23 protein-coding genes and 2 pseudogenes are annotated in these 26218 nt (G+C 53.7%); 17 read left to right on the top strand and 8 right to left on the bottom strand.

The window, feature by feature from the left end; genetic code table 11:
• The first annotated feature begins 62 nt into the window (after positions 1-62).
• The 4 genes and pseudogenes from ACR0FG_RS12765 to ACR0FG_RS12750 all read left to right on the top strand — a co-directional run bounded on the left by ACR0FG_RS12765 (position 63) and on the right by ACR0FG_RS12750 (position 4976).
• Positions 63-977, top strand: a complete 915-nt coding sequence (locus tag ACR0FG_RS12765) for a sugar phosphate isomerase/epimerase family protein (protein WP_480893398.1) — start codon at positions 63-65, stop codon at positions 975-977.
• On the top strand, positions 958-2367 hold the full coding sequence (locus ACR0FG_RS12760; protein WP_480893397.1) for an aldehyde dehydrogenase family protein: 1410 nt from the start codon (positions 958-960) through the stop codon (positions 2365-2367). Before ACR0FG_RS12765 ends, ACR0FG_RS12760 begins: the two co-directional genes overlap by 20 nt.
• The gene (locus tag ACR0FG_RS12755) at positions 2367-4148 is read left to right on the top strand and encodes a thiamine pyrophosphate-binding protein (protein WP_480893396.1); all 1782 of its coding nucleotides are present in this window, start codon (positions 2367-2369) and stop codon (positions 4146-4148) included. The genes ACR0FG_RS12760 and ACR0FG_RS12755 overlap by 1 nt, the downstream gene beginning before the upstream one ends.
• A 121-nt stretch (positions 4149-4269) precedes the next feature.
• Positions 4270-4976: pseudogene (locus ACR0FG_RS12750) on the top strand (IS6 family transposase).
• 191 nt (positions 4977-5167) lie between these two features.
• On the opposite strand, the gene ACR0FG_RS12745 reads toward ACR0FG_RS12750, so the two are convergent.
• Positions 5168-6484, bottom strand: a complete 1317-nt coding sequence (locus tag ACR0FG_RS12745; protein ID WP_480893395.1) for a tetratricopeptide repeat protein — start codon at positions 6482-6484, stop codon at positions 5168-5170.
• Between the two features lie 122 nt (positions 6485-6606).
• Here ACR0FG_RS12745 and ACR0FG_RS12740 point away from each other — a divergent pair, with 122 nt between their 5' ends.
• The 5 genes from ACR0FG_RS12740 (at position 6607) to ACR0FG_RS12720 (ending at position 12420) form a co-directional block, all read left to right on the top strand.
• Complete coding sequence (locus ACR0FG_RS12740) at positions 6607-6885, top strand: hypothetical protein (protein ID WP_480893394.1); 279 nt, start codon at positions 6607-6609, stop codon at positions 6883-6885.
• 1 nt (position 6886) lies between these two features.
• Entirely contained in the window at positions 6887-8524 is a 1638-nt protein-coding gene (locus ACR0FG_RS12735; RefSeq protein WP_480893393.1) for a sulfatase-like hydrolase/transferase, read from the top strand.
• A gap of 101 nt (positions 8525-8625) precedes the next feature.
• Positions 8626-10293 (top strand): sulfatase-like hydrolase/transferase, encoded by a 1668-nt coding sequence (locus ACR0FG_RS12730; protein ID WP_480893392.1) that lies wholly within the window; start codon positions 8626-8628, stop codon positions 10291-10293.
• Between the two features lie 59 nt (positions 10294-10352).
• Entirely contained in the window at positions 10353-11597 is a 1245-nt protein-coding gene (locus ACR0FG_RS12725) for a DUF3179 domain-containing (seleno)protein (RefSeq protein ID WP_480893391.1), read from the top strand.
• Positions 11598-11667: 70 nt separating this feature from the next.
• Positions 11668-12420: an outer membrane protein gene (locus ACR0FG_RS12720; protein WP_480893390.1), complete on the top strand. Its 753-nt coding sequence runs from the start codon at positions 11668-11670 to the stop codon at positions 12418-12420.
• Between the two features lie 341 nt (positions 12421-12761).
• Here ACR0FG_RS12720 and ACR0FG_RS12715 read toward each other — a convergent pair whose 3' ends face one another.
• Entirely contained in the window at positions 12762-13640 is an 879-nt protein-coding gene (locus ACR0FG_RS12715) for a LysR family transcriptional regulator (RefSeq protein WP_480893389.1), read from the bottom strand.
• Positions 13641-13736: 96 nt separating this feature from the next.
• On the opposite strand from ACR0FG_RS12715, the gene ACR0FG_RS12710 reads away from it, so the two are divergent.
• The 7 genes and pseudogenes from ACR0FG_RS12710 (at position 13737) to ACR0FG_RS12680 (ending at position 19652) form a co-directional block, all read left to right on the top strand.
• A complete protein-coding gene (locus ACR0FG_RS12710) occupies positions 13737-14816 on the top strand; it encodes an L-dopachrome tautomerase-related protein (protein ID WP_480893388.1) in 1080 nt (359 codons plus the stop codon).
• Between the two features lies 1 nt (position 14817).
• Positions 14818-14946, top strand: a complete 129-nt coding sequence (locus tag ACR0FG_RS12705; protein WP_480893387.1) for a hypothetical protein — start codon at positions 14818-14820, stop codon at positions 14944-14946.
• A gap of 21 nt (positions 14947-14967) precedes the next feature.
• Positions 14968-15398, top strand: a pseudogene (locus tag ACR0FG_RS12700) (DDE-type integrase/transposase/recombinase); the annotation flags it as partial.
• Between the two features lie 192 nt (positions 15399-15590).
• The gene (locus ACR0FG_RS12695; protein WP_480893386.1) at positions 15591-15839 is read left to right on the top strand and encodes a hypothetical protein; all 249 of its coding nucleotides are present in this window, start codon (positions 15591-15593) and stop codon (positions 15837-15839) included.
• A 384-nt stretch (positions 15840-16223) separates the two neighbouring features.
• Positions 16224-16418 carry a hypothetical protein gene (locus ACR0FG_RS12690; protein WP_480893385.1) on the top strand — a complete coding sequence of 65 codons (195 nt, stop codon included), beginning with the start codon at positions 16224-16226 and terminating at the stop codon, positions 16416-16418.
• Positions 16419-16555: 137 nt separating this feature from the next.
• Positions 16556-17329, top strand: coding sequence for an extensin-like domain-containing protein (locus tag ACR0FG_RS12685; RefSeq protein ID WP_480893384.1), 774 nt, complete (start codon positions 16556-16558; stop codon positions 17327-17329).
• Positions 17330-18563: 1234 nt separating this feature from the next.
• Positions 18564-19652, top strand: a complete 1089-nt coding sequence (locus ACR0FG_RS12680; protein ID WP_480893383.1) for a DUF2652 domain-containing protein — start codon at positions 18564-18566, stop codon at positions 19650-19652.
• Between the two features lie 599 nt (positions 19653-20251).
• Here the strand turns inward: ACR0FG_RS12680 and ACR0FG_RS12675 are convergent.
• The 6 genes from ACR0FG_RS12675 to ACR0FG_RS12650 are packed head-to-tail and all read right to left on the bottom strand — an operon-like array spanning position 20252 to position 25478.
• Positions 20252-21190, bottom strand: a complete 939-nt coding sequence (locus ACR0FG_RS12675) for an HAD-IIA family hydrolase (RefSeq protein ID WP_480893382.1) — start codon at positions 21188-21190, stop codon at positions 20252-20254.
• The gene (phnE, locus tag ACR0FG_RS12670; protein WP_170651926.1) at positions 21154-21969 is read right to left on the bottom strand and encodes a phosphonate ABC transporter, permease protein PhnE; all 816 of its coding nucleotides are present in this window, start codon (positions 21967-21969) and stop codon (positions 21154-21156) included. The genes ACR0FG_RS12675 and phnE (ACR0FG_RS12670) overlap by 37 nt, the downstream gene beginning before the upstream one ends.
• Positions 21969-22784 carry a phosphonate ABC transporter, permease protein PhnE gene (gene phnE, locus ACR0FG_RS12665; protein ID WP_480893381.1) on the bottom strand — a complete coding sequence of 272 codons (816 nt, stop codon included), beginning with the start codon at positions 22782-22784 and terminating at the stop codon, positions 21969-21971. Before phnE (ACR0FG_RS12665) ends, phnE (ACR0FG_RS12670) begins: the two co-directional genes overlap by 1 nt.
• Positions 22781-23575 (bottom strand): phosphonate ABC transporter ATP-binding protein, encoded by a 795-nt coding sequence (gene phnC, locus ACR0FG_RS12660; RefSeq protein ID WP_480893380.1) that lies wholly within the window; start codon positions 23573-23575, stop codon positions 22781-22783. Before phnC ends, phnE (ACR0FG_RS12665) begins: the two co-directional genes overlap by 4 nt.
• A gap of 60 nt (positions 23576-23635) precedes the next feature.
• Positions 23636-24610, bottom strand: coding sequence for a phosphate/phosphite/phosphonate ABC transporter substrate-binding protein (gene phnD, locus ACR0FG_RS12655; protein WP_480893379.1), 975 nt, complete (start codon positions 24608-24610; stop codon positions 23636-23638).
• 58 nt (positions 24611-24668) lie between these two features.
• Complete coding sequence (locus tag ACR0FG_RS12650; RefSeq protein WP_480893378.1) at positions 24669-25478, bottom strand: DeoR/GlpR family DNA-binding transcription regulator; 810 nt, start codon at positions 25476-25478, stop codon at positions 24669-24671.
• Positions 25479-25722: 244 nt separating this feature from the next.
• On the opposite strand from ACR0FG_RS12650, the gene ACR0FG_RS12645 reads away from it, so the two are divergent.
• Complete coding sequence (locus tag ACR0FG_RS12645) at positions 25723-26187, top strand: NUDIX hydrolase (protein WP_480893377.1); 465 nt, start codon at positions 25723-25725, stop codon at positions 26185-26187.
• Positions 26188-26218: the final 31 nt, after the last annotated feature.

Here is a 26218-nt window from a genome sequence, read left to right as displayed (position 1 = left end):
ATCAGATATTTTATACTACGTGTGATGAAATTGAGATTCGCAGACACCTGGAGCTGTCGTTCATGGCGAAACCCGAAGAGGCCGGCGCAAGCCCCTCTCTCTATTCCTTGGCGCATCTGACGCTGATCGGCTGCACGCCGCCCGAGCTGGTCTATATCGCCGCGCGGGCCGGTTACGATGCCGTCAGCCCCCGATTCATTCCGATGCATGTGCCCGGCGAGTTCACTCAATCCCCGATCGACAAAGCGCAGGTTCGGGCGACTAAGACCGCTCTTTCCACAACTGGGCTTAAAGTCCTAGATGTTGAGATTGCGCGTATCACCGAAGATGTCGACCCGCGCAGTTTTGAGCGATCGTTGGAGATCGGCGGAGAACTGGGCGCCAAACGTATGATCATGAGCGCGTGGACCAACACCCGCGATGATCGTGACTTTCTGATCGACGTCTATTCCGAGACCTGCGAACTGGCCGCACCCTACGGACTGACGGTTGACCTGGAGTTCCCAAGTTTTTCACGCTTGCGCACTCTGGATGAGGCGCTTGATATCGTGCGTGCCTCCGATCAGCCAAACGGCGGTATTCTGGTCGATACGCTTTATCTGCACCTCAGCCGCGTTGATCTCGGAGAGCTTCTGCATGTCCCCTCGGAGTTGTTTCACTTCCTGCATATCTCCGATTGCCTGCCTGGCATCGCGGATACGCGTGAGGGCATGATCCAGTTGGCCCGCGATGCGCGGCTCTATCCCGGCGAGGGCTGGATCGATTTCACCGGCATCATCGAACGGATGCCGCCCGTCGACTATTCCATCGAACTGCCCAACCAAAGCCGCGTTGCCGAGTTGGGATATGAAGAACACGCGCGTCGCTGTCTCAGCCACGCCAAGCGAACATTCGGCGCGGCGCGGTCACAGCGTCGTGTGTCCGATGCTGCAATTCTAAAACACCAAGAGGATCATCATGGGCAAAGAGCTCACTGAAAACGACCGCAACATGGCGGCCGATATGCTGGCGCGCGCCCGCGCTGCTATGGCCGAGATCGAGGATTGGGATCAGGGCAGGCTGGACCGCCTGTCTCAGGCAATTGCATGGTATGCGGGGAACGAGAAAACCTTCACGCGTCTGGCCCAGCAAGGCGTGGACGAAAGCGGCATCGGAGATCGCGAAGGGCGTCCTGCGAAGCGATTTAAAATTCACATGGTGCTGCGGGATGTCCTGCGCACTCCATCGACCGGTATCGTCGAGGTGGATGAGGAAAAAGGCTTGGTGAAATATGCCAAACCAGCCGGTGTGATCGCGTCTCTGATCCCCATGACCAACCCGGCCATGACACCACCGGTGACCGGTGTCTCCGCCGCGAACGCCCGGAATGCGGTCATCTTCAGCCCGCATCCGCGAACCGCCCATACCACCTTCGAAATGGTCGAGGTCATGCGTGCAGCTTGTCGTGCTGCCGGTGCCCCCGAGGACTTGTTCCAATCCATTCGCAAACCGTCGATCCCATTGACGCAACATCTGATGGAGATCTGCGACCTGACTTTGGCGACGGGTGGCAAACCCATGGTCAAAGCGGCGTACAGTTCTGGGCGCCCGGCCTATGGCGTCGGCGCGGGCAATTCTTCCATCGTCATCGATGAAACCGCCGATCTGGACATCGCCGCGCAGAACACTCGAATTTCAAAGACCTCCGACTTTGGGTCGGGCTGCTCGGCCGACGGCAACATCATCATCCAGCGCTCAGTTTACGACGATATGGTCAAGGCGCTTCAAGCCGAGGGCGGCTACCTGTGTTCGGATGAAGAGAAGGCCATGCTCGAAGCGGCCATGTGGGACGAAAAGGGAAACCGTACGTTTCCGACCATCGCCTGTCCGCCCCAGCAAACGGCCAAGGTCGCCGGTTTTAGCATCCCCGAAGATCGCAAGTTTCTGATGGTTGAAAATCAGGGGCAAATCGGCCCGCAGCACAAGTTCTCCAAGGAAAAACTGACCACGTTGATGGCGCTATATCACTTCGACACGTTCGATGACGCGCTGGAAACGGTCAGCCAGATCTACAATACCGGAGGTAAGGGCCATTCCTGCGGGATTTATAGCCATAATGACGATCACATAGATCGGTTGGCGCGTCTGGCTCCGGTCAGCCGAATGATGGTGCGACAGCCTCAATCTAAGGCCAACGCGGGTGCTTGGACCAATGGCATGCCTATGACCAGCAGCCTGGGTTGCGGCATCTGGGGCGGCAACATCACCAATGAAAACGTCACCATGAAACACATGATGAACTACACCTGGGTCAGCCGTCCGATCCCCGAGGATCGCCCCTCGGAGCCGGACCTGTTCGGTGAATTCTACGGACAGGAGGTCGCGTGATGGACGGAGCGAAACTGGAAGGCAAGACCGTTGCCGAACATATCGTTGACTTTCTCGAACGCCGTGAGGTCAAGCATGTATTTGGCCTTTGTGGGCACACGAACATCGCGGTTCTGGCTGCGCTGTCGGAAAGTCCCATCGACTTCGTGACCGTTCGCCATGAACAGATCGCCAGTCACGCAGCTGACGCTTATGCGCGCGTGACGGGCAAGGCCTCGGTGGTGCTGTCCCATCTCTCCCCAGGGCTGACCAACTGCGCCACCGGGGTCGCAAACGCCGCATTGGACTGCATCCCGATGGTGGTGATCGCGGGCGATATTCCTACGCATTACTACGGCAAACATCCACACCAGGAAGTGAACCTGCACGCAGATGCCGCCCAGTGGGAGATCTATCGACCCTTCGTAAAGCGCGCCTGGCGGGTCGACCGTGCAGATTTGATGGCCGAGATTCTTGAAAAGGCGTTCCATCTCGCTGAAAGCGGCCAGCCCGGGCCGGTACTGGTCAATGTCCCCATGGACATCTTTTCAGAGGTGATCCCCTCGGACAGCTTCGACCGTATCCGTGAAAACACGCGCGCGCTCAAGAAACCGTCGATTGACGACGAGACAGCGCGAGAGATTGTCGAAACACTGGCTAAGGCCGAAAACCCGGTTGCTTATGTCGGCGGCGGTATCCTGCTGGCGCAAGCCAGTGAGGAATTGCGTGCATTCGTTGAACATATGGGACTGCCCGTCGCGCATTCCCTCATGGGCAAGGGCGCGCTGCGGGACAACCATCCACTTGTGCTGGGAATGACCGGCTTTTGGGGCACCGAGTTGGTCAACCAGTCCTGCCTGAATGCGGACTACATCTTTGCCGTGGGCACCCGGTTCAAAGAGGCCGATTGTTCCAGCTGGTATCCTGGCTATACGTTCAACATCCCCGGTTCCAAGGTCATTCATATCGACATTGAACCGCAGGAGATCGGCCGGAACTATCCCACCGAGATCGGAGTCGTTGCTGACGCTAAGGCTGCATTGCGCGTCCTCAACCGGGTCGCCCGCGAGATGTATCCGGACGGCTTCAAGCGTCCCGTGCTGGAGCAGAAGATCGCTGGCTTCCGGACGGACTTCGAAGCTCGCAACGAGAAAATGGCGACCTCATCGGCCTTTCCAATGATGCCAGAGCGTATTCTGGCAGATTCCCGCAAAGCACTGCCCGAGGACGCCATTATCACTACGGACGTGGGATGGAACAAGAACGGCGTCGGACAGCAATTCGATATCCTGACACCCGGTTCAATCCTGACCCCGGGTGGTTTCGCGACGATGGGCTTTGGCCCTCCGGGCGCGATCGGCGCGAAATTGGCAGCACCTGATCGAGTCGTACTAAGTTTGGTTGGCGATGGTGGATTCGGTCAAAATCCGTCGATGCTGGCAACAGCAGTCGAACTTGATCTGGGCATCATCTGGCTGGTTATGAACAACAATGCCTTCGGAACGATCGCCGGCCTTCAAAAAGCGCATTACGGCCTGACCTATGGAACCACATTTCCCGGATCAGCTGCCGCACCCGCAAACGGGCCGGGCTATGCCGACATAGCGCGAGCCTACGGCGCGGAAGGGCACAGACTCAGCGCTGCCGACGAACTGTTGCCCGCACTGGAAGCGGCAATCGCCAGCGGCAAGCCAACCGTGCTCGATGTGCCAATGATCAATAATCCGACGCCAACGACCGGACATTGGAACATCTTGGACATATACTCGCCGGACAAAGAGGTATCTCACGTCGCGACTTGACGAAACTGGGCGCGTTCAGACGCGCCCAGTTACTTGTGTAAATGCTCATCCTTGTTCGAGCAAAGGTCTTGTTAGAAGAACTTGGCTTGAGGCGGGCAGGGGGTTTTCGTAGCTTTTTCCCATGACCAGACCTGCCTCTTTTAAGTACTTCAAAACCAGTCCCGAGATTTTTCGCCTTGCGGTGATGCTGTACATCTGTTTCCCGCTCTCGCTTCGGAATGTCGAAGATTTGTTGTACGAGCGAGGCATCGACGTGAGGCACGAAACTTTCCGGTATTGGTGGAACAGTTTTGGCCCAATGTTTGCTGCTGAGATAAGGCGGAAGCGTGTTCAGCAGCTGCGCGCGTTCTCGAAATGGAAGTGGCACGTGGACGAGGTTTCGTGAAGGTGAATGGCAAGAGACACTACCTCTGGCGGGCCGTCGATCATAAGGGCGAAGTGCTTGAAGCAATCGTTACCCAACGCCGAAACAAGCAGGGGGCACTGAAGCTCCTCAAGAAATTGATGAAGCGCCATGGCGGTTCAGAAGAGATCGTTACAGATCGCTTCGACTCATACAGAGCCGCGCTCAGAGAGCTTGGCACTACCGAAAAACAAAGGACGGGCAGGTGGCTTAACAGCCGAGTCGAGAATTCGCACCTGCCGTTTCGACGACGCGAACGCGCCATGCAACGTTTCAGGTGCATGTGAAGTTTACAGAAGTTCGCCGCCGTCCGATCCTCCGTCCACTACCACTTCAACCAGGAAAGATCGCTGGCCAGCAGAGATACCTTCAAGCTGACGCGCACCGCCGCTCTCACCGAGTGGAGCGAACTTGGTGCGGCATAAAGGGCAGCCATATTGGCCTGGCCGAGACTGGTTCGAATTTGCCTGACAGCGCCGTCCATCACACGCCCATTCGGGATCGATGAACTTTGATTTTGATCTCGTCTGGAGGTCCGTCCAATTCGTAACCAACGCAGCTCCTCCTTGGAAGCGCAGGTCTCTGAACGAATTATTACAAACCCTACAGAATATCGTCAGGGCTTGGCGGGTCCTGACCAACCTGCAGCTATCATTGCACTGATCAGCTCTTGAACTGGCTGTGGGTCTACAAATACCCGAGCCTTTAGTGTCTCGAGGGGGAAACTTGGCCAAGTGTCCGAATATACTTTGGCAAGCTGCTGTGCCTCAGCTTGTTCTCCGTTCCTCCAGTGGGCTGCCATAAGATAAGCTGCGGAAATTGGTCCGAACGGCCCACCGCGAGATATTGTTTCATCAAACGTTCGGATTGCGGCAGCATAATCTCCTGTGTGGAACTGAGCCGCACCCAATGCATTGTCAAAAACAAGCCCCCCGCCGTTTTGGGCCAGTGTTCTATATCTCACTGATTGCGACAGAACCCGATCAAAATCGGATGTATAAAGGGAAATCAGGGCGTCGAATTCAGCAATATGTAAATCATCTGGCGCCAAGTCTGCTGCCTTTTGGGATAATCCAACCGCGTTGTCATAATTGCCCACCCCAAATTCAAACCAGGCACGCGCCGAAAGCGGCCATGCTGCATCCGGAGCCATTTCCAAAGCATAAGCACTATTCTTGTCGGCCGCGTGTAAAAACTCATCTGCACTGGAATCGCCAGATTTCATGATGGCGAACATGGTTTCGACCTGAGAAGCGCCAGCATACCCCCCGTAGTAAAACGGGTCTCGTTCAATTGCTGTTTGGAATATCAACAACGCAGGTTGAAGGCGTGCCAAATCTGTAACCGGGAAAATCAAATCCCGGCCTGCGTTGCTTAGGTTCATTGCTTCGACGCGGGCTGGCGATACGTCGTAGATCGCAGTTTTGCCAGTTTTTGGAGCAACAGATTGCGAACTGCGGCCGATCAGAACACCGGCTAGAATACCGGCTACTAGAATTGAAAGCGAGATAACGACGACGGTAGCCCGTCGCCTTGCGCGTAAGCTTGGTCTGCTTCGATCGGAGCCCGACAAAAATTGGGGTGCGTAACTTCCGACAGGCAATGAGATTACCAGTTCGTCAGCGGCCCCATTACTTTCATAATAAGCCTGGAGCTTTCGCCTAACACGTCCGGCATCCACACGTACGACACCTTCGCGTTTCAATAGCTCATCCGCCTCGTAGCCATAAATATCCATTGCAATGGTCTTGGCGCGTATCTCGTCGGAACGACCCTCCAGTGTTTCTGTCACAACGTAAGATAGGAATGATCGCATACGGGCGGATCCTTTGAATTCATCCGACCCCAGAACCTTATTCAACGCAACACGCACCTGCTCGCTCGAGAAGTGTTGAGTACCAGTCTGATCCTGATTTCCCATGCTGACGTTCAAAAACTATCCTTTCACAATAAGGGTTTGACGTCATGTTGTTACCGTAGCATGCGGCTTGAAACGTGCAATACATATTCTGTTGGATGCATGCTTAAAGAATGAATGCCTAGTGGGCACTGCCAATGACGGATGATGATTTCTTTGAATCCCAATTTCCCGAAGCGGGTGGTCTGCTACAGGACCTACGAGAAAAAGACCAAGAGTTCGATCTGATGTGTCGCGACTACAAAGAGGTCTTCGCGGAACTGGCGAGGCCGCCAAAGTCTGAGTCAGTTCTGCAGATGCGATACCTTGCCGATCTGGCAGAAAGTCTTTCGGATCTGCGCCGCAGTATAGACGAACGGCTACAGGCCCAAGGCGCGGGTGCGGAAACGGTGCGGGATAAAGATTTGGAGGTTTGACATGAGACTTAGATACATCTTGCCAACGTTGTTGATTGGCGCCGGCTCTGTGTTTGCACAGGAAACCCCCATTGTTCATGACGGCGAGTTTGAATTCCTCCGCGCGCAGTTTGGTGAGGCATGGGAGGCGCAAGACGCTGAAATCAACGCCAAGCTGGCTGAAATTCGTGCGTCCAATGGCGGCAAGCCTCCGAATTTTCTCTACATCCTAATCGACGATGTCAGCTTCGGTCAGATGGGCGACCGCAAGATGAACTACGTCATGGGGATTGAGACACCCAGCATCAATCATTTGGCCACCGAAGGCATGTCGCTGATGCGCATGTATACCGAACCCTCCTGCACCCCGACCCGCACCGCGATGTTGACAGGGCGCCACCCAATTCGCGCAGGTGTGGAAGAGGTCAAGGTGGCTTTGGTCGGCGAGGGCCTTCCGGCCAGTGAAGTGACATTGCCCGAGATTCTGAAGCAGGTCGGCTATAATACGGCACATGTCGGCAAATGGCACCAAGGCGACATCGAACAATCGTACCCCCACAATCAGGGGTTTGATTGGGCCGCATTTCCACTCCACCAGCAAGTACAGCTGAGCCTCATGACCCCCGAGGCAATGCGGTCCAACACCATGCTCGGTTATGTGCCCGAGGGGCAGAACAATCAGTTCCTGCTGGATGAACGGTTCAAGCCATACGGCCTTGTCACCGGTGTCGAGGCCGAAGCCGGTGAACCCGCCCAGGAAGTAGAAATGTCAGCCGGTGAGGTGTGGACGCAGGCCAAATATGAAGAGATGAACGAGCGATATCAACGGCAGGCGCTGGAGCAACTTGAACGCGTCGCTTCCGAGGATGCGCCATTCTTCTTACAATACTGGCCGCTTTATCCGTTGAACTTCGTCTACCCTGATCAGGCAATTTCACTAAATGGCGGGTTTCATGCCGACAAGCTGCAACTGCTTGATGGTTGGATCGGAGATCTTTTGGCCAAGCTTGAAGAAACCGGCAAAGCGAACAACACAATTGTTGTTCTGATGGCGGATAATGGCCTGATGTATCACTACGAAGGCTCATCCGGTCTGAACCAGCTGATCTATCGCGGTGGCAAGACCCAGCATCTTGAAGGCGGCGTAAGAACTGATGCGTTCATTCGCTGGCCTGGCGTGATCGAAGCCAACAGTGCAGTCGGTGACATCTTTCATGTCTCAGATATCTTCACCACGATGGCGCGGATTGCCGGAGCCACAGAGTTTATACCAAGGGACCGCGTGATAGACGGCATCGACCAGACGGCCTTGCTGTTGAACGGCGAGGGAAACGGGCGGCGCGACTATGTTTATATTTACGAAGGGCCTGTCTTGCGCTCGGTCGTCAAGCAGGAGTTCAAGATGCATCTTCCTGCACCGGGCCAACCCGGCGCGGCTGCTCCGACTTATAATGTCTATCGGGACCCCCGAGAGGAACATCCGTTGGTGGGCTACTCGCTTTGGGCCGGGGCATCTTTTCAAGATATGATCAAGCGTCACCAGAAGATGATCGCCAAGTATCCGCATTCAGAGATTGGCAAGGGTACCCCTTATGAAGGCATAGAAAACCTGCGCCCGGAATCCGAACTGACCCGCGACGTATTCATGAGTTGGCAGTGAGATCACAAATTTGGTAATTATTTGAATATAACGATGTTAAAGATTGTTGCCACATCGAAGATCAAAAGCCGAAGCTTTGCTTCGAACTTGGGGGAGATGGAATGAAACAACAATGGCTTCTGGTTTTGTGTGCAGGCATTGCCACCTCACCTTTGCAGGCTCAGGACGCCCCTATTCAACACGATGCTGAGTTTTACATTCTGCAAACCCAACACGCGGAACAATGGGTGCAGGATGATGCTGCCGTTGATCAGGCTCTGGCCGCTTTTCGAGACGGCAACAATGGGCAACCCCCAAACATCGTCAGCGTTCTGATTGACGATATGGGCTTTGGCGATATGGGTATACCCGAGCTCAACGCTGTTCGTGGGTACGACACCCCGAACATCAACGACTTTTCGGACGAAGCGATGCGTATGGTTCGGATGTATACCGAACCGTCCTGCACCCCGACTCGTGTGGCACAAATGACCGGTCGCTTGCCGGTACGTATGGGAATGGGCGACACGACGGTTGATATCGCTGGCTTTGGGTTGCCCGATAATGAAGTGACACTGGCCGAGGTCTTGAAACAAGCAGGATATGCAACCAGCCATGTCGGCAAGTGGCATATGGGTGACATTTCCGAAAGCTGGGCCATGAATCAGGGCTTTGATTACGCTCAACACGCCATTCACCAGCAGGGCCAACTGACCATCTTCAACGATGATGCGATCAAGGAACAGGTCTCGGTAGCAATCCGGGATTATGACGACAAATACACGCTGGATGGCTGGTTCCGACCAGATGCCTCGGCGATGATGACCGTCATCGAGGGCGAGGCCGGCGGCCCCATTCGCGAAATCCGCATGAAAGCCGGAGAACGCTGGAACGCCGAGAAATACGACGAGATGAACCAGGCGTTTCAGGACAAAACCCTATCCGAACTTGACCGCCTGGCCTCAGGGAACGCACCGTTCTTCCTGCAATATTGGCCGATGATCCCGCTGGACAATACCCGCGCCGGCCGTGACGGGCCAGAAAGTGCCAATGGTGGCTTGTATGTCGACAAGATGCAGCTTCTGGATCAATGGCTGGGCGATCTGTTCACCCGAATGGATGATCTAGCGCTCAGCGACAACACCATCGTTGTGGTCATGGGCGACAATGGGCATTTCACCAAATACGCGCCGCAATCCGGGTTTACCCCACTGATCTACGCGGGCGGTAAAGGCGACACGACCGAAGGTGGCGTGCGCGTCGATGCCTTCATCCGCTGGCCGGGCATGATTGAAGCCGACGGGTTGCTAAACAGCATCATTCACGTCTCAGACCTCTACACCACGCTCTCGCGATTTGCAGGGGCTGATGAATTCATTCCCAGGGACCGTCTGGTCGATGGTGTCGATCAGTCGGCGGCGCTACTGTTTGCAGATGAATCGAAAGCGCGACGCGATCACGTGATCATCTACTCGGTCGCGAAACCCGAGGCGATCGTTAAGGATCAGCTCAAGCTCAAACTGCCGGGGCCGGGTGAGAGCGCAATTTTAGCAAAATTCTTCGATCTTTACCGCGACACCCGCGAAGAATACTCGGTCTCAACCGAAGTCGGATCTTGGGGCGGGCAGGAATTCGTACGCATACTGGGCCGCCACAAGGCGCGGAAAGAGAAATACCCCGATACTCCGCCCGCCTACGGCATGCCTTATGAGGGGATTGAGAACATTCGTCCTGAGACACAGCAAGCCGTTGAAGCTTTCATGATCAAGCGCGCGTCGCCCCAGAAGTAGGCCTGTTCTTTCGTAATGAACCGCGAAGGACTGTAATCACCAAAATCGAGGATCTCAGCATGGTTGGCAGCATAATTTTCGCACTGGGATTGATCGTGTCACTCGGAATCGGGTTTGTCTATTTCCGCGACCTTGGCGATGTCTCGCAAATGCTGCTGAAGGTAAAGCGTGAGAATATGGTGCGCTTTATCCGGCATGAATACCGCCTGATTGGCATTGGCCTGGGCGGATTTGTAGTGGCAACGCTTGCACATTTCCTTTTGGGGGGCAGCCCTTTCTGGCTTTGGCTTGCAGCGGCCGCGCTGACACTGCTTCTTTATGGGTTTCCTTATGTGTGGGTGCATTTGGGTCTGAGAAACCAACTTAACGACGCCCAGTATTTTCCTATCGAGGAAGCCCGGAAATATGTCGGTCCAACAGCGCCGGTCATAGTCATTGAACACAACGGTCACGCGCGCGCGCACCCGGATGCGCAGATCATGCGCCCTCATCTGGCTGGTGATTCAGAGGGGCTGGGAGGCGATGATGTGGTCATGACCTATTGCGCGATGGCCAATCTGGGTCAGGGGTACACTCCGCGAATAGATGGTCGGCGGCTGAACCTTGAGGTTCTGGCTCAGCATGGCAACAACCTGATCCTGCGTGACAACGACACAGGCGAGCCGATCCAGCATATCTACGGCTTCCGCGAGATAGACCGCGATCCCAACCCTGATGGTCCTGCTTGCCCTCTCAGGCCCGAAGCGCGAATGAAGCCTTGGCCCACCTTTCGAATGACGTTCCGCGGGTTTCAGAAAGCCTACCCCGAGGGTGAGGTGTTTCTGAATAAACCATCCCCGAACTCCTTGCTGCGCCTGCTGGACATGATGACCGAGATCACGTTTGGCTGGGGCATCGGGCGTCAACATCAAGAAGAAGCACCCGTTATGGACAACATGGATCGTTCAGATGATCGATTGCCGAACAAGACTTATGTTTGGGGGGTTACGATTGGCAAGGATGCGGCTTGCTGGACCGATGATTTCATCGTCGAAAACGATTGGATCGTGAATGCCAATGTCGGAGGAAGGGATATCGTGATCAGCCTGGATCCTAAATATGAAAGCCTTGGCGTTTGGTATAATGATTTCGGTAAACCGGTAACGCGCTGTAATTTCTGGGGCCATTCAGATCAGGGTCAGCTAAAACGTGTCGAAACCCTGCGCGCAGGCGTGTTCTGGCACGTCTGGTCCGAGTTCTTCCCGAACACAGATATTAACCGTATCGGTAGCGGTTCGATGGCAACTGGGGATGCCGCAGAATGAAGCTCATGGCCAAACAACCATAAACTTATCACCAATTGTTCAAACTTGTATATTCGACGGGAGGTACAGAATGATTTCGTCAATATGGGTGAAGGGTTTCGCGTGCGGAGCAGCTTTATCTGCATCTGTGGCCACGGCCGCTTCTGCGCAGCAATCTGATTGGTCTTATGAGGCCACAATCTACTTGTTTATGCCTGAAACGGAAACTTCCTTGAGCACACCATTGGGCACATTGGACGGAACACTCAGCTTTTCCGATGCCCTCGAAAACCTAGATCTGGCCTTTATGGGGGCGTTCTCGGCTACCAATGGTCGTTGGCTGATACTGGCAGACTACAACTACACGGATTTGTCTTTCAGCAATAGCACCCCTGGACCTGCCAGTTCGGGCCTTGAGACATCATTTACCACGCAATACTTAAGTGGTTATCTCGGCTACCGAATCTATGAAGCGCCAACTATCTCCGTGGACATCGCAGGAGGCTTCCGATGGTTCAGCACCGAAACGGAGTTTACCATTCTACCCGGTGCGGCACCGGGGGGCACGACAACCGCCGACGATAGCTGGACCGACCCTGTCATCGGTGCCAGAGCACGCGTACAGTTTTCGGATAAATGGTCGGGCTCTGGTTTTGTCGACTACGGAGGCTTCCGCAGCGGCAGTGAAACATGGCAGGTTCTGCTGACGGCCGACTATGCAATCAACGACAGATGGTTGATCCGCGGCGGCTATCGCCATATCTCATTTGACCATGAGATCGATGGTAACGATTTTACGTTTGATCAGTCAGGGCCTGTGTTAGGCGCGACTTATCGGTTTTAGACTTCTTTACTTGTAAGCTCGAGACAAGATTGCGATGTTACGAACGTCGTTTGATTGGCGCGAGCCGACTGTAGAAAGGTTTAGAGGATCATATACTCTGTGTCCTCAGATTTGTTTTCTTGGCCGGCACCAGTTCTTTATCCCCAGCATCGATAGCTGGTTGAATTTTGTTGTCGCCTTAGAAATCAAGCAATGAATGAAGCAAGCCAAAGTTAGCGATGCCACTTCCGAACTTGGAGTGAGAATTCAGATGGGCTGGCTTTCACAACTACAGCGAAAGTCGACAGTGTGGGCTGCAAACGCAGTGCTTCAAAGGGTAGATGGTTGTCGGCTCTGGGCTGTTACCCAAAGCAACTTGAAACGAACGTGCTGAACACATCGACCTTTGAAGCTGATCGTGCTTCGGGTGGAAAGACAAACCAAATCGGTGCCGAAGGCTTCCAGAGCGAGCCCTTGGCCACTTCAACCAAACGCCCTTCGTCGAGCTCGTTTTGTACCGCCAAGCGAGATTTGATTGCCAGGCCAAGCCCACGGGTCACCGCCTCAGTCAATGTATCCGAGTTGGAGACCAGAACGCTCGACCGAATGGTCGCGTCCATTCTCTTGCCTTTTGCATCCGCAAAGGCGATCCGCGTTTGCCACGGTAAACTTACCCAAGGCAAGTATAGCGCGGTTTGTGCGTCCTTTGGTTCACCATTTCTGGAAAGAAATTCCGGCGAAGCACAAATAATCCGTTCGTTGTCGCTCAATTTGCGGGCCACCAGTGCGCTGTCAGAAAGCTCTCCAACCCGAACCGCACAATCCTGTCCTTCCGCTGAGAGCGATACAAACCGGTCCACCGCGAGAAAGTCAAAAGTCAGCTCTGGATGATCACGCTGAAAATCCGGCAATTTCGGCAGAATATACCGCGACAGGATCCATGGGGACATCGTCACGCGCAATTGTCCCTTCAACTGCGTCACCCGGCTGCCCGCATCCCGCTCTGCCTGAGCCAGGTCGGACAGGATAGCCTCGGTTCTCTCAAAGAAAATACGACCCTCATCCGTGAGCCGCACCATACGGCTGTTGCGGTGAAATAGCGTTAATCCCAGTGCCGCTTCCAGTTTGTTCAGCCGGTGGCTGGCAGTCGCGGCAGAAATACCGACACGCTGGGCCCCGGCCGTGACACCGTTCGCCTCTGCAATGGCGACAAACGTTCTGAGATCATCAATCGAATACATTTGAAATATTCTAATGCTGGTTTCTGAGAAAAGCCTATTAATCAAATTTTTTCGATTGTCTATCCCGTTTGAGAAAGCAAGTAGAGGACAGATATCATGAAGTACGTAACGTATGCCGTCAGTGCGATCGCTATGTTGGCAGGTTCAGTCACGGCGGAGGGGCTTGAAACCTATCTTGAATTTCCGAAAGACATGCCTCCGGGCAACCTTGCCATCGGCCCTGATGGGCGCATGTTCATGTCGGTCCACGAATTTTATGGCCCGGAATTGCGGGTAGTCGAAGTCATGCCTGACGGCAGTACCAAACCATACCCCAGCGAAACCTGGGCCCGCGCTCCTCAGGATGACGGCGACGGTCTTCGGGGCGTCCTTGGCCTGCGCGCAGACCGTGAAGGCATTCTCTGGATGCTTGATGGTCAAGGCGAAGGCCATACCGGTCGCGTCGTGGGCTGGGACACCAATACCGAGGAGTTGCACGCTATTTACTACATTGGCCAACCCGCTGCGCGTGCAACTTCCTTTCTTAATGACCTTGCTGTCGATCGCGAACACGGCGCAATCTATATTTCGGACACCGGCGATGGTGCGAATTCCGCGATAATCGTAGTTGATATGGATACAGGCCGCGTCCGCCGTGTGCTTGAAGGTAGCCAGTTCACAGTCCCTGAAGACACACCCATGATCATCGACGGGCGTGAGATTAAACTGGGCGGCAATCCAGCCAAGATTGGCATCAACCCAATCACTGTCGACCCGACCAATACATGGGTATATTTTGCGCCGATGACGTCGACCTCGATGTACCGCGTCAGAACACGCGATCTGCTAGACGAGTCCCTTGATGACGAGACGCTGGCTTCCAAGGTCGATCGCTATGGCGATAAAGTTATCTCCGACGGCTCTACCGTGGACGCCGCTGGCAACGTTTACATCACCGCCATGACGGACAACGCCATCGGCGTGACAAAGCCGGATGGCACTTATGAGGTACTCTACCATTCGGACGACGACCTCCCCTGGCCAGATGGTTTTTCGATGGGCGTCGACGGTTTTGTCTATGCCACGATCAACGAGCTTCACCGCTCGCCAGTTCTGAACGGCGGCGAAGACGCCTCGATCGGCACCTATCGCATCGTGCGGTTCCCGGCGCTGGGTAGTGCCGTGAGCGGGAGGTAGTATGATGCTCTATCGCTTGGATTTTACTGTCAAATACGACGCGACCATGCAGCAACAAGGCCTGCTGGGCGTTTGGGCGGAGGAAGCTGCTGCCGCACTCAGCGTAAAAAGCCGCCGCCTGTTAATTTGACAGCACCTTTTACACGGCTCAGGTGAGGTGCTGGAAGCCTTTGTCACCAAACGCCAAAACAAGCAGGCGGCATAGAAATTTCTCAAGAAATTGATGAAACGACGCGGTAAAGCGGAAAACATCGTCACGGATCGCTTCGTCTCATACAGAGCTGCGCTCAGAGAGCTGGGCGCGCTCTAAAACAACAGACGGGCAGGTGGCTCAACAACAGCATTGAGAATTCGCACCTGACGTTTCTATGACGCGAACACGCGATGCAGCGTTTCAGGCGCACGCGAAGTCTACAGAACTTCGCCACCGTCCACTCCTCGGTCTACAACCACTTCAACCAGGAAAGATCGCTCACCAGCCGGGACACCTTCAAGCTGACACGCGCCACAGCTGTCAGCGAGTGGCGCCAACTTTGTTCTGAACAGGTTCGCGGATTCCGCGGCACACTGAGACCGGTTTGAATTATTCTGACAGCACCTCCTAGCTCGCTTGAAAGCCATTCATAGGCGCTTGTGAACCGCGTCACTGACATTTGTCCAAGAATCAGCCACCCTGACTGCATTAACGATTTAGCGTTCATTTTGAGTTTCGAACGTAAGATTTCACCCGGTCCCAATTTTCTATTCGGGCCTATCAGTGAAAGGTAACAAATTATGTCCAATGATGAATTTCTTTTCGACAAAATCGATGAAGCGGATCCAGAATACGTTGGAGAAAACTTGTACATCTCATCTACAAGCGTAGAGCGGTGGGGCATTGAAGAAGGCTACGCGTCGGAGGTCACGGATAGCGAAGCAAAATTTCAGAGCCTGCGCTCAACTGCCTTTGGCATCGAAGACTTGCCCAGCAACCTTCCAGCAGAATACGAATTCACTGGCTATATGGAGGATTTATTCTTCTAAAGTGCTGCTTGAAAACACCGTTTCATCGGCATAGCCCTGCTAACGCCGTTATCGGTGTCGATTGCATGGGGCTCTTGAACCAGAACTCCCCAGCTTTGGGGCACCTCCACTACTCACCGCTAAAAAGCGGGCTTTTACTCAAAACTGAGTAGAATACCCAACGCAATCACTTCATGGGGGAGCGTTCAATTTTGAGCAGACCCGCGCGTGTAGTGATAGGCTATGTATCTTCACGCCCTTTGACTGGAACGAATTATTGCGGGGTGTCTCTAGTTTTGGACTGACCCAATAGAAAGCCCCACACCGAGCGCAATCGGTGCAGGGCTATACCGCAAAATCAAGCGGACGTATCATTGAGTCGGTCTTAATCCTAGGTGAAAGCCAATGACCTACACTGGCATTGAAATCGAAACCTACCGCCTGGAAAATCACGACCAATCGACGTCGGAATCGGTGGATTTTGAAGATGCCAGCTACGACTGCGGCGATAAGTTCAGATCCGACCGGGAGGCATTCGACACCGCAGCGAATATTCTGAACAACGAAGGTGCTTTGGCATTCACGGGTAAGAAACCCTAATACAGTCTTATTTTTCTTGCCCTCTCAAATCCTTGGCACGTTGAAAATGCCAATATTGTGAGACATTGTCGCACAGTGCACCACTGGAAGAAGAGACACGAGGGCATTTACGGACTTAAAAGGAAACCTGGCTATTAATGCGAATTTTCGTTCCCATTTTCGCTTTCTACACAAGTTTTGCGAGCGCGGCTCCGGACTGTGAGGAAATCGCGCATGGGCAACAAAAAGAAGCAATTGTATTTGAACTGCCAACTGGTCGGGTGGTGAACTCCGAAGAAGAAACTGGTGCTGTCATCCCGAAAGGAGATTTGACGGCTTCTCCAAGGCCACGGTTACGCCCATGCAAATTTCGCCAATTCGAAATCGGACGCAAAATGATGCGTGAGCGCGGTGCCGTTTGTGGCGACTGGACTATTATCGGTGAAAATCGCAAGCCTTTTAGAGGACAACATCGTGGGTGCGGCATCGCTGAACCGGTACGCGTCCGTATTGTGTCTGATGTCTTTCTTAGCCAGTTGGCATTAATGGATTGCAGGACTGCCGTGACGCTGAAAACATGGCTAGAAGACACAGCAAAACCGGTCTTTGCGAACCAGGGCGGCGGCCTAAAGGGATTGCGCCTATCCGGGCACTACGCATGTAAGACACAGAACAACCAACCCGGCGCTCGTCTTTCCGCACATGCTCAAGGTCGAGCAATAGACATATCTGCCTTCATACTAACTGACGGAACCTTGATTTCTGTACGCGACGGGTGGGTGAACAAAGAGACCAGCGCTGTTATGCGTGAGCTACACGCAGGTGCATGCGGCTTGTTCGGTACGGTACTGGGGCCAGACGCCGACCGCTATCACAAGGGGCATTTCCACCTTGATACGACGCGCCGACGCAGCGGGCCCTATTGCCGTTAGATCAAAAGGAGCAGGGCGATGATTGAATGCGTATTTTTGGCAGGGGCCTTTTGGCTCCAGGGGTTTCAGTTAAACGGCGATGAGTTCGTAATAAGGGTAGATAAGATCCAATTCGTGAGCCCTGGATATGAAGGGCTAACCAAAACCGGTAGGGCGAAGATTTACATGGCCGAAGAAAGCCTATCCGTTCAGGACAGTGTTGGAGAGGTTATGTCCGCATTAGGTGACTGCGGCGAACGCACAGACTAGCGGCACGGGTTAACAGCCACTTCCCATCGTAGAAACGATGAGTAAAGCTACTTGGGAGGTAGGAACGAGAGCAAGGGTTGGCTGAGGGGGTAGAAGCCAACCCTGCTCCTAGTCTTGAGGGGGTGAGTGGTATTTCTAAATCTAAGGTACATAATCCGTTGGTTGGACGATATTGGGGGATTCCCGTAAAGCCGTAAAACTGGACGAAACGGTTTGTTTCCATGCTGTGAACTGTGAGTTTCACTTTGAACCGTGGACTCAATTTTGCCTTAATGCGATATTCGACATGTGGGCGGCATGTCTTGATTTTATCACGTTCTAGTTTTTCTGACTGGATTTGAGGGGGTTACTTAGTGCGGCGTGTCGCCCCACGACCTACGCGCGAAACCGACAGAAACACAAACTGCGTTTTTTAGATGTCGGCGGATTGTCGCAGATTTCTTCCAATGGTCGTATTCGGAACATCAACCACATATATCGTTCAGACGTGGCGCGCCTTGATGGGATTAGCGATTTCTTTGAGGGGGTACGAGTTCGGCGCGTCGCACCCTTGCTTTCACCAGTTAATACTGATCGTGAGGTGACCCCAGATTTGTAGACGCTTTGCCTCGTCATTTTGAGGCAAGTTGGCCGACATGAGGGCAAGCAACTACAGCGACGAGTTCAAGCACGATGCGTGCATCAGATCACGGTGCAGGGATATCCGTTTCAGGAGGTTTAATGGCAGTTGGAGGTCAGCAGGCATTCCCTGTGCAAGTGGATGAAGCTGTTCGGTGATCCTACCCATTCTTCAGCGATGATGACCCAGATGCTGCGCCGTCTCGGACGGCAGGTGCGAGCCGGAAGAAGTTGATAAAATATCAATAACTAATCCCGATCTGGCACCATTTCCGGGCATTCAGTTCCTGTTCCTGAACTACGTTGCTCTGAACAAATTCGTTGTCTACCATATGTCTTGCCGCTCGAAATTGGGATCTTTGTAACTATGACTATTCAGTCAGGCTATCTGCTCATCGCCGATATCACCGGTTACACTGGATACTTGACTAGGTCAGAGTTGGAACATGCCAACCCGATCATCCGTTCTCTGCTTGAGGCAATTGTAGTAGAACTGAAGGACCCAATGAAGTTGCGGGGTCTCGAAGGTGACGCCGTTCTTGCCTATTCGAGCGGGCCCTTCCCCTCAGGCGAGACATTCCTCAACATATGTGAAAGCCTTTACCAGGCGTTCGCCGAACGCCGCCGGAACATCATTCAGAATACGACTTGCCCCTGCAATGCTTGTCGCAACGTGGCCGATCTCGATCTGAAGATCCTTGCACATCACGGAAAGTTTGAAGAATTGTCGATTGGCCCGATGAAAGATATCTCCGGTGCTGACGTCATATTGGTGCATCGCATGGCGAAGACTGATGTGAAGGAGGAAACTGGTATCCGCAGCCACGCCCTGTTCTCGGAAGACGCTTTTCAGGCAATGGGCATCGAGTCTGATCTCATGCAATACAGCGCACAGTTCGAGCACTTTGGTGACGTGCCCATGCGGGTCTACGACCTTGCAGCCGCCTGGCAAAGATACCGGGAGATCGCCGGGCCTGTCCGCGTTTCCGACGAGGATGCTGTGTTCACGACCCGGCACTTACTGAAGGCGCCACCGGTAGTGGCTTGGGAAATGCTCACAGATCCCCGGCTCAAGATGCGCTGGATGATGTTAAAGGACGCCTATCGGGAAGGGGATGTGTCGCGAACGTCAGCTGGTGTCCGTATTCACTGCATTCATGAAGCCGCTCACTTCCAGATGCTGATTGTCGATTGGAATCCATTCGAATACGTGACTGATATCCTCCACAATTCGTCTATCGAGGGTCTTACAAACCTGGAAACCTATGAGTTAATCCCTGTAGATGAAGGCACCGAAATCGTGTTTCGAATGGGACGGCTTACTGATGCCGAGGGAATACATCATCCCGAGGAGGAAACAGCGGTGATCGAATTATTCGAGAATTTTTATCCTGTGGCTTTCAGTATTCTCGACGAGATGGCATTGGAGGCTCGTCAAAAGAGTCAGGGACAGTAAAGATGGGGATTTAGGGGCGACACCGCCGCTAAATGGGCTGGGGGCATCATACGATGCATCGAAGAAGGTGGGACCCTTACGATCGGGGTTGTTTGCTTCAAGCCAGAATGGGCTTGGAGCCCTCTAGTTAGCCGCAATGGCTTTCACGCAAATCTCTCGGCAATGAGCAGACACTTCCGCTTTGCTTGGCGGAAGAAGGTTTCGAGTCGCTTTCGGCTTTGCTGCTGCAGTTGATGCCCGCAATGCGGGCTGCGGTTGCAGCATTGCAACCTGCTGCTGAATGTCGGCAATGGACCGCCCTCAAACTTGGCTAGCATGTCCGCCAGCTAGATGCTGCGTTTTCTTCGACGGCAGCAAAGAGTTCAAAGTTGCCAGTGGAACTCAGGGCGAGAAGGTCTGCGAAGGCGCAGAAAGCTGGCTTTGCGAAGTTCGGCTCGCTGCCCAATACGCACGTGCACTAAGAGTTAACTGTTGCAGAGGGTTTCTCCGAAGCAGCAATTCACACGCGGTGCTGTCAGCATACGGTCGGCATGTTTGCCACGCAGTTCACCTGGCATTCGAGTTAACCGGAAGGTGCGCCTAAGAGGAACGTCCTAGAATCAAGGCCGGCTTACAACAAAGTTCGGGATTATGCCTGCCTTCATGATCGCTGCTTCAACATCATGCCCTGCGAAGAAACCAAATCCAGAGATGAGTGCGGAAGCTATGCCTGCATTTCGTGCACCCAGAATGTCTGTATGCAGGCTGTCGCCAACCATCAGAACCCGGGACTTGTCGACGCGACCGAGACGATTGAATGCAAAATCATAGATATTGGCGAAAGGCTTTCCGAAGAACTTAGGGGCGACGCCTGTTCGGTCTGCTAGCCTGTGCGCGTAAAGACCGGGTTCCTTGGAAAACCCGTACTCGCGCGGAGCGACAATATCTGGATTGCCGACCAATACTGGACGGGGACGCTCTCGCAAAGCAGCCTCCAACATGGCTTGGCGCGTGTCAGTCCAAACCGCTGACCCGATCATCAAAAAACCGTCGGCGTTTTCGTAAGGCTTCGGGTCATCCTCCAGATAGGATAGCTTCAACCCTTCCAGATCGCGAAGACCAGCACTGGGGGTCGCCATCAATCCCCAATGCATCTCACTTTGGCCGTTTAGTTCAGATAACAAAGTGGCCCGACTGGTGATCACATCTTGCGGCGCGAAATCATACCCAAGTCTACTATACTTCTCCATAAGAGTTGCGTGGGGAAACCCTGCGGCATTTGACACAACCAGAACACGTTTGCCGGCGGCTTTCAGTGACCTGATCCGATCTGGTGTATCCGGGATTGCCGTATCACCAATATTGAGAACCCCGAAGGCGTCGAGGAGGAACACGTCAAACTCATGCGCTATGTCCTCCAGCGTGTCCGCTCGTCGATAGCTCACTTCAGAAGATATGGTTTGTGGAAGGCGATGACGAACAGACTCGTAGGCGTCAAATGCCTCTTGCGCAGCGAACCCGGTCAAATGATCGCTCCTCGTACTTTCGCCGAAACCCATTCGCTGATCATAACCGCGACCAGAATTACAATCAGGATCAGGCTGACCTGCGGCCAAGCCAGTACATTGAGCGAAGCCGACAATTGCAACCCGATACCTCCGGCTCCAACCAGGCCGAGCACCGTGGACTCGCGGATGTTGATATCCCAACGGAAGACGGCAATACCCGCGAAAGCAGGCAGGATTTGCGGAACGATGCCATAGGCCATGACCTGCCAGCGTGAAGCACCGGTTGCCGTGATGGCTTCGACCTGCGTGTGATCAATTTCCTCAATCGCCTCATAAAGAAGCTTTGCACAAAACCCGATTGAACGAATGGCGATTGCTATGACACCGGCGAACACTCCGGGACCAATTATCGCAATCAGAAGAAGCGCCCAGATCAACGAGTTGATCGAGCGGGTCGAGACAATGATCAATAGGGCAATCGGCCGGATGAACAAAGCCGATGGCGTGGTGTTGCGGGCTGCCAAAAAGGCAACTGGTACCGCCATGCATAGGGCAATGATTGTACCCAGCGTAGCGATGTTTAGCGTGTCCCAAATCGGGCGACCCAACTGAGTTATGTAATCCCATTTCGGAGGCGTTGCACGGGTCCAGATATCGTTGGCTATGCGTGGCGCGTCCCAGACGAAAAACCAAGTGGTCGATTCCGAGATCAACTGCCAGCAGTACACAAAGACCGCTACGCCCAGTAGCCAGCCGAACCATCTAACCAGACTCTGACCCGTCGTTCGACGGCGCCAGATCTGGACATCATCGCGTTCAAGTACCGGCATTACTGAACCCTCGCTCGGATAATTCCAGAAAGGTACTCAAGCGCCATGACGATCCCGATGATGAGGATTAGAATGGCTGCCGCCGTATCGTATTCATAGCGGTCGAATGCGGTGTTCAGCGTCGCTCCAATACCGCCGGCCCCAACGAGCCCGAGAATTGCGCTTTCCCGGAAGTTGATGTCGATCCGGTACATCGAAAGCCCCACAAGTCGCGGCATAACCTGAGGTTGAACACCATAGTTGATCCATTGTGGCCAACGCGCGCCAGAGGCTTTGATCGCCTCGGCCTGAACCTTGTCCATGGCTTCGATATCTTCGGCAAGAAGTTTGGACAGAAAGCCGATGGTCGCAAAGGACAGCGTCAGAAATCCGGCCAGCGGACCAAAGCCGAAGATCGCCACCAGCAAAATGGCGACGATGATCTCTTGCAACGCCCGACTTATCGCAACAATGCCTCGGCAAATCATGTAGATTGGTAGTGGCGCGATATTGCGTGCCGCACCCAGCCCAATCGGGATCGAAATCAGGATACCCACGACAGACGCGGCCACGGTCATCACGATACTTTCCAGAAGGCCGCTCCAAATATCTGACCACCGTGAAATGAAGTCCGGGCTGGTGAACGCAAGTACAAACGCCCACCCTCGATCCAGCCCTTCATAGACTCGGCCCCAATCAACTTCGATGGTCATAAAGGCGGCGATCAGGTAGGCGAAAAAGCCAAGGAGCAATGTCCAGCGGAGTAATGGGTTTTTGACAAAGGCAGGCTTGCGCCAGCCTTTTCCGAGCATGTCGTCGAGTTCTCGGTGGCTCATTCTGCGGCCTCGACATCTTCATCTTCGTCTACTTTTTCGATGGTCGCTTCCCAATCTTCCTCACCATAGATCTCGGTCAGCTTCTCTGGGGTAAGGCCTGTTGGAAGTCCGTCATACACTATTTCACCAAAGCGGAGGCCGACGACGCGCGGAACAAACATCTGGGCGAGTGCCACATCATGGATGTTGATAATGGCCGCCAACCCGCGCTCCTTACATAGCTCTGTGATGAGGCGCATGATCTGACGGCTGGTTTTGGGATCCAGCGAGGCGGTTGGCTCATCAACCAGCAACAGTTTCGGGTTTTGAATCAGTGCGCGACAAATGCCTACCCTTTGACGTTGACCCCCCGATAGTTCATCCGCCCGTTTGTCAGCCATGTGCAACAGTCCAACCCGATCGAGTAACCGGAAGGCCTCGTCTACATCCGATTGCGGGTATCGTCTTAGAAAACTGCGCCAGAATCCCACATAGCCCAGCCTGCCGGACAGGACGTTTTCCATCACCGTGAGGCGTTCGACCAACGCATATTCCTGAAAGATCATGCCCATTTCGCGGCGCGCCTTCCGCAATGCACCCGATCCGAGTTTGGTCAGGTCCACGTCATCCAACAGGACACCGCCGCTTGAAGGTTCAACTAAGCGGTTGATGCAACGGATCATGGTTGATTTGCCCGCGCCCGAGGGCCCAATCAACGCAAGAACCTGTCCTCTTGGAACCTCAAGATCAATCGCCTTCAGGGCCTGATCACCGGTTTTGTATGTTTTCGTGAGCTTTTGAAGACGCAGCATAAAATGCCCCAGATTTGGGTGAACGGCAGGCCCCATCGGGCCCGCCGAGTTAGTTATTGGTTATTGGCAGGCGTAGGAGACGCCGTTTGCTGCGTCGATCTTTCGAATGACGTCCCAGAATTCCTGATAAGTCATCTCAAGGAACTGGCCTTCGTTCGATTTCGAGAACTCAGCCTCCAGGGTCGTGCCGTCCCATTCGAAGTTGAAGAAGGCGTTGCGAATCTTCTCCTGCAACTCCGGTTTCAGATTGTAAACGGTTCCGAATCCAGTGGTTGGGAAGGTCTGCGATTTGTAGATTGTAATGACATCGTCTTCGTTGATCACATCGCGTGAAATCATCCGCGACTTCACCGAGTTCGCGATTGAGGCCGCCAGGTAATCCTTGTTGGCAACACCCAGGATCGAGTTGTCGTGCTTACCAGAGTAGACAGGTTCGAAATCGCGTTCGGGCAGAAGATCAAAGTCGCTTTTCAAGATCGCAGAGGGCGCTTTGAACCCCGAGTTGGACGTAGGCGATGTAAAAGCCAGTTGCTTTCCCTTGATATCCTCAACCTTTTCGATGCCTGAGCCTGGATAGGTTATGATTTCCATCTCGTAACCGAAGTTCCCGTCTTTTGAGGCCATAATGGTGAACGGGCGGAACCCGGCACAGTTTACCGCAAGTGGGTTGGAACCGGTGTTGAAGCCAGCAATATGCAAACGACCCGAACGCATCGCCTCAATCTGGGCCGCGTTGTTCTGGACTGGAAAAAAGACAACGTCCTTGCCAGTTTCCGCTTTCAAATGGTCAAGAAAGTCTGACCACGCAGTTTTATAAACGGCGGGATCTTCAACCGGTGTATAAGCAAAGATCAAGGTGTCTGGATCTATTTGCTCGGAAGGATCTGTGGGGATATCCGCGATCAGATCCCCGTCGGCATCACAAAAACGCTCGTCCAAGTCACCGCGTGGACAATCCTGCGCCGACGCTATTCCACTCATCGACATGAGTGCGATTGCGGATGCCCCAAGCAATAGTTTGATATCGATTTTCATGATTTCCTCCCAGTAATATGCGGTGCTTATTGGCCGCTGTTAATCGGTTATTTCGTATCTAGCCGGCAACGAGAACGTCGACCTCGGCGCCCTCAATTGCGTTACGCAATTCTCCCGTTGGTTTTTTGTCGGTGACTATGGAATCCAAGTCGTTGAGATCTCCTACTTGAGATAGGCCCTTCCGGCCGAATTTCCCGGAATCTACAAGAAGGTGCCGTTTCTCGGCACGCGTCAGCATCACCCTCTTTACGGCTGCAAAGCCCCTTACCGTTTCTGAGGGACCATCCGTCGAGAACCCCGAGGACCCAATCATGCATCTGTCGACGTTGAAACGGGACAAAAACTCCAGCGTCTCGGTTCCTATAGTTGCAGACTCAGTTGCCAAATATTCCCCTGGGCATAACAGGACTTGTGCAGCCCCATGGCCAAGGGTCATAGCGACGGGGATGGAATTGGTGATGACCGTACAAGGGGTTCCAATATAAGCCAGTGCACGCGCCATTTCGATTGTGGTCGAGCCGGAATCGATCATAACCGTTTCTCCGCTCTGGATCAGTTCTGCCGCTATCGCACCTATCCGCTCGCGTTCCTCAACCTGAGCGTTTGTCCGTTCATCCAAACCCGGATAGTGCCCTTGCGCAGCGGCTGATGCACCCCCGTGTGCCCGCGCTATCAGGCCGTCATTTGACAGAGCATCGAAATCTCTACGTACCGTCTCGTTGGAGACGTTGAATCGCTGTGCCAGTTCGTTGATGCGAACGTGCGGGCGAAGCTTCAATTCCAACAATATCTGTTTGCGCCGGTCGGATTTCTTTACCCGACTCTGGTTCTTTTCAGACATTTTGCCGCGCGTTTTGGTTTTGGACATCCGACGACCTGACTAGGCTTCGAGACCTACTTTTGTGGGCTTTCGGTCATAATGCAATAATTTTTGTTGCATAACCCTCAGAAGGTTGGGAGAATTCGAGCGAACACAAGTATTTCTAAACGCAAAGCAAAGATGCACGGGCTGATGAAATTCAGAATACGAGCCAAGGGAAAGCGTTAACCGGCAAACTTGCCAATAGGACGGCTTCCTTTTGGTTCCTGATCGTGTGGCATCGAGGGGCAGCATGGGCGACGGCGGAACGGCAGATCAGATTGCGGCGCTTCCGATGCGCTGGGACAAGGCTGGCAAATTGCGCGTACTGATGGTCACTTCGCGGGATACTGGCCGATGGGTCATCCCAAAAGGATGGTTAATGGACGGCAAAAAACCATGGCATGCCGCCGAAATAGAAGCTCAAGAAGAAGCAGGCGCTGTCGGCACCATATCGAAACGGCCCATCGGTCATTTTTATTATGATAAGCGATACGAGGGGCGAAGCAGCGTTCGCTGCCGCGTCGCCCTTTATCCTCTGGTCGTCGATAAGTTGAAGCGACGCTGGAAGGAAGATAATGAACGAACACGTCACTGGTTTTCACCGACAAAAGCCGCAAAGTTGGTCGACGAAAGAGATTTGTCAGATTTGCTGAATAATCTAACAGACGATCCAGAAGTCAAAATTGCCATAAAGAAACTTCGAAAGGCTGCATGAGGAAGGGCATAAAAGAACCGGGAAACCCGGA

The organism is Ruegeria sp. E1, assembly GCF_056534225.1.
The sequence above is the reverse complement of the archived record's forward strand: the minus strand, read 5'-3'. Positions and strand labels throughout refer to the sequence as shown.

Excerpts from the sequence above, each read along its gene's own strand:
- ACR0FG_RS12765 (WP_480893398.1), top strand. The coding sequence starts at position 63 with ATGGCGAAACCCGAAGAGGCCGGCGCAAGCCCCTCTCTCTATTCCTTG.
- ACR0FG_RS12760 (WP_480893397.1), top strand. The coding sequence starts at position 958 with ATGGGCAAAGAGCTCACTGAAAACGACCGCAACATGGCGGCCGATATG.
- ACR0FG_RS12755 (WP_480893396.1), top strand. The coding sequence starts at position 2,367 with ATGGACGGAGCGAAACTGGAAGGCAAGACCGTTGCCGAACATATCGTT.
- ACR0FG_RS12740 (WP_480893394.1), top strand. The coding sequence starts at position 6,607 with ATGACGGATGATGATTTCTTTGAATCCCAATTTCCCGAAGCGGGTGGT.
- ACR0FG_RS12735 (WP_480893393.1), top strand. The coding sequence starts at position 6,887 with ATGAGACTTAGATACATCTTGCCAACGTTGTTGATTGGCGCCGGCTCT.
- ACR0FG_RS12730 (WP_480893392.1), top strand. The coding sequence starts at position 8,626 with ATGAAACAACAATGGCTTCTGGTTTTGTGTGCAGGCATTGCCACCTCA.
- ACR0FG_RS12725 (WP_480893391.1), top strand. The coding sequence starts at position 10,353 with ATGGTTGGCAGCATAATTTTCGCACTGGGATTGATCGTGTCACTCGGA.
- ACR0FG_RS12720 (WP_480893390.1), top strand. The coding sequence starts at position 11,668 with ATGATTTCGTCAATATGGGTGAAGGGTTTCGCGTGCGGAGCAGCTTTA.
- ACR0FG_RS12715 (WP_480893389.1), bottom strand. The coding sequence starts at position 13,640 with ATGTATTCGATTGATGATCTCAGAACGTTTGTCGCCATTGCAGAGGCG.
- ACR0FG_RS12710 (WP_480893388.1), top strand. The coding sequence starts at position 13,737 with ATGAAGTACGTAACGTATGCCGTCAGTGCGATCGCTATGTTGGCAGGT.
- ACR0FG_RS12705 (WP_480893387.1), top strand. The coding sequence starts at position 14,818 with ATGATGCTCTATCGCTTGGATTTTACTGTCAAATACGACGCGACCATG.
- ACR0FG_RS12695 (WP_480893386.1), top strand. The coding sequence starts at position 15,591 with ATGTCCAATGATGAATTTCTTTTCGACAAAATCGATGAAGCGGATCCA.
- ACR0FG_RS12690 (WP_480893385.1), top strand. The coding sequence starts at position 16,224 with ATGACCTACACTGGCATTGAAATCGAAACCTACCGCCTGGAAAATCAC.
- ACR0FG_RS12685 (WP_480893384.1), top strand. The coding sequence starts at position 16,556 with ATGCGAATTTTCGTTCCCATTTTCGCTTTCTACACAAGTTTTGCGAGC.
- ACR0FG_RS12680 (WP_480893383.1), top strand. The coding sequence starts at position 18,564 with ATGACTATTCAGTCAGGCTATCTGCTCATCGCCGATATCACCGGTTAC.
- ACR0FG_RS12675 (WP_480893382.1), bottom strand. The coding sequence starts at position 21,190 with ATGGGTTTCGGCGAAAGTACGAGGAGCGATCATTTGACCGGGTTCGCT.
- phnE (WP_170651926.1), bottom strand. The coding sequence starts at position 21,969 with ATGCCGGTACTTGAACGCGATGATGTCCAGATCTGGCGCCGTCGAACG.
- phnE (WP_480893381.1), bottom strand. The coding sequence starts at position 22,784 with ATGAGCCACCGAGAACTCGACGACATGCTCGGAAAAGGCTGGCGCAAG.
- phnC (WP_480893380.1), bottom strand. The coding sequence starts at position 23,575 with ATGCTGCGTCTTCAAAAGCTCACGAAAACATACAAAACCGGTGATCAG.
- phnD (WP_480893379.1), bottom strand. The coding sequence starts at position 24,610 with ATGAAAATCGATATCAAACTATTGCTTGGGGCATCCGCAATCGCACTC.
- ACR0FG_RS12650 (WP_480893378.1), bottom strand. The coding sequence starts at position 25,478 with ATGTCCAAAACCAAAACGCGCGGCAAAATGTCTGAAAAGAACCAGAGT.
- ACR0FG_RS12645 (WP_480893377.1), top strand. The coding sequence starts at position 25,723 with ATGGGCGACGGCGGAACGGCAGATCAGATTGCGGCGCTTCCGATGCGC.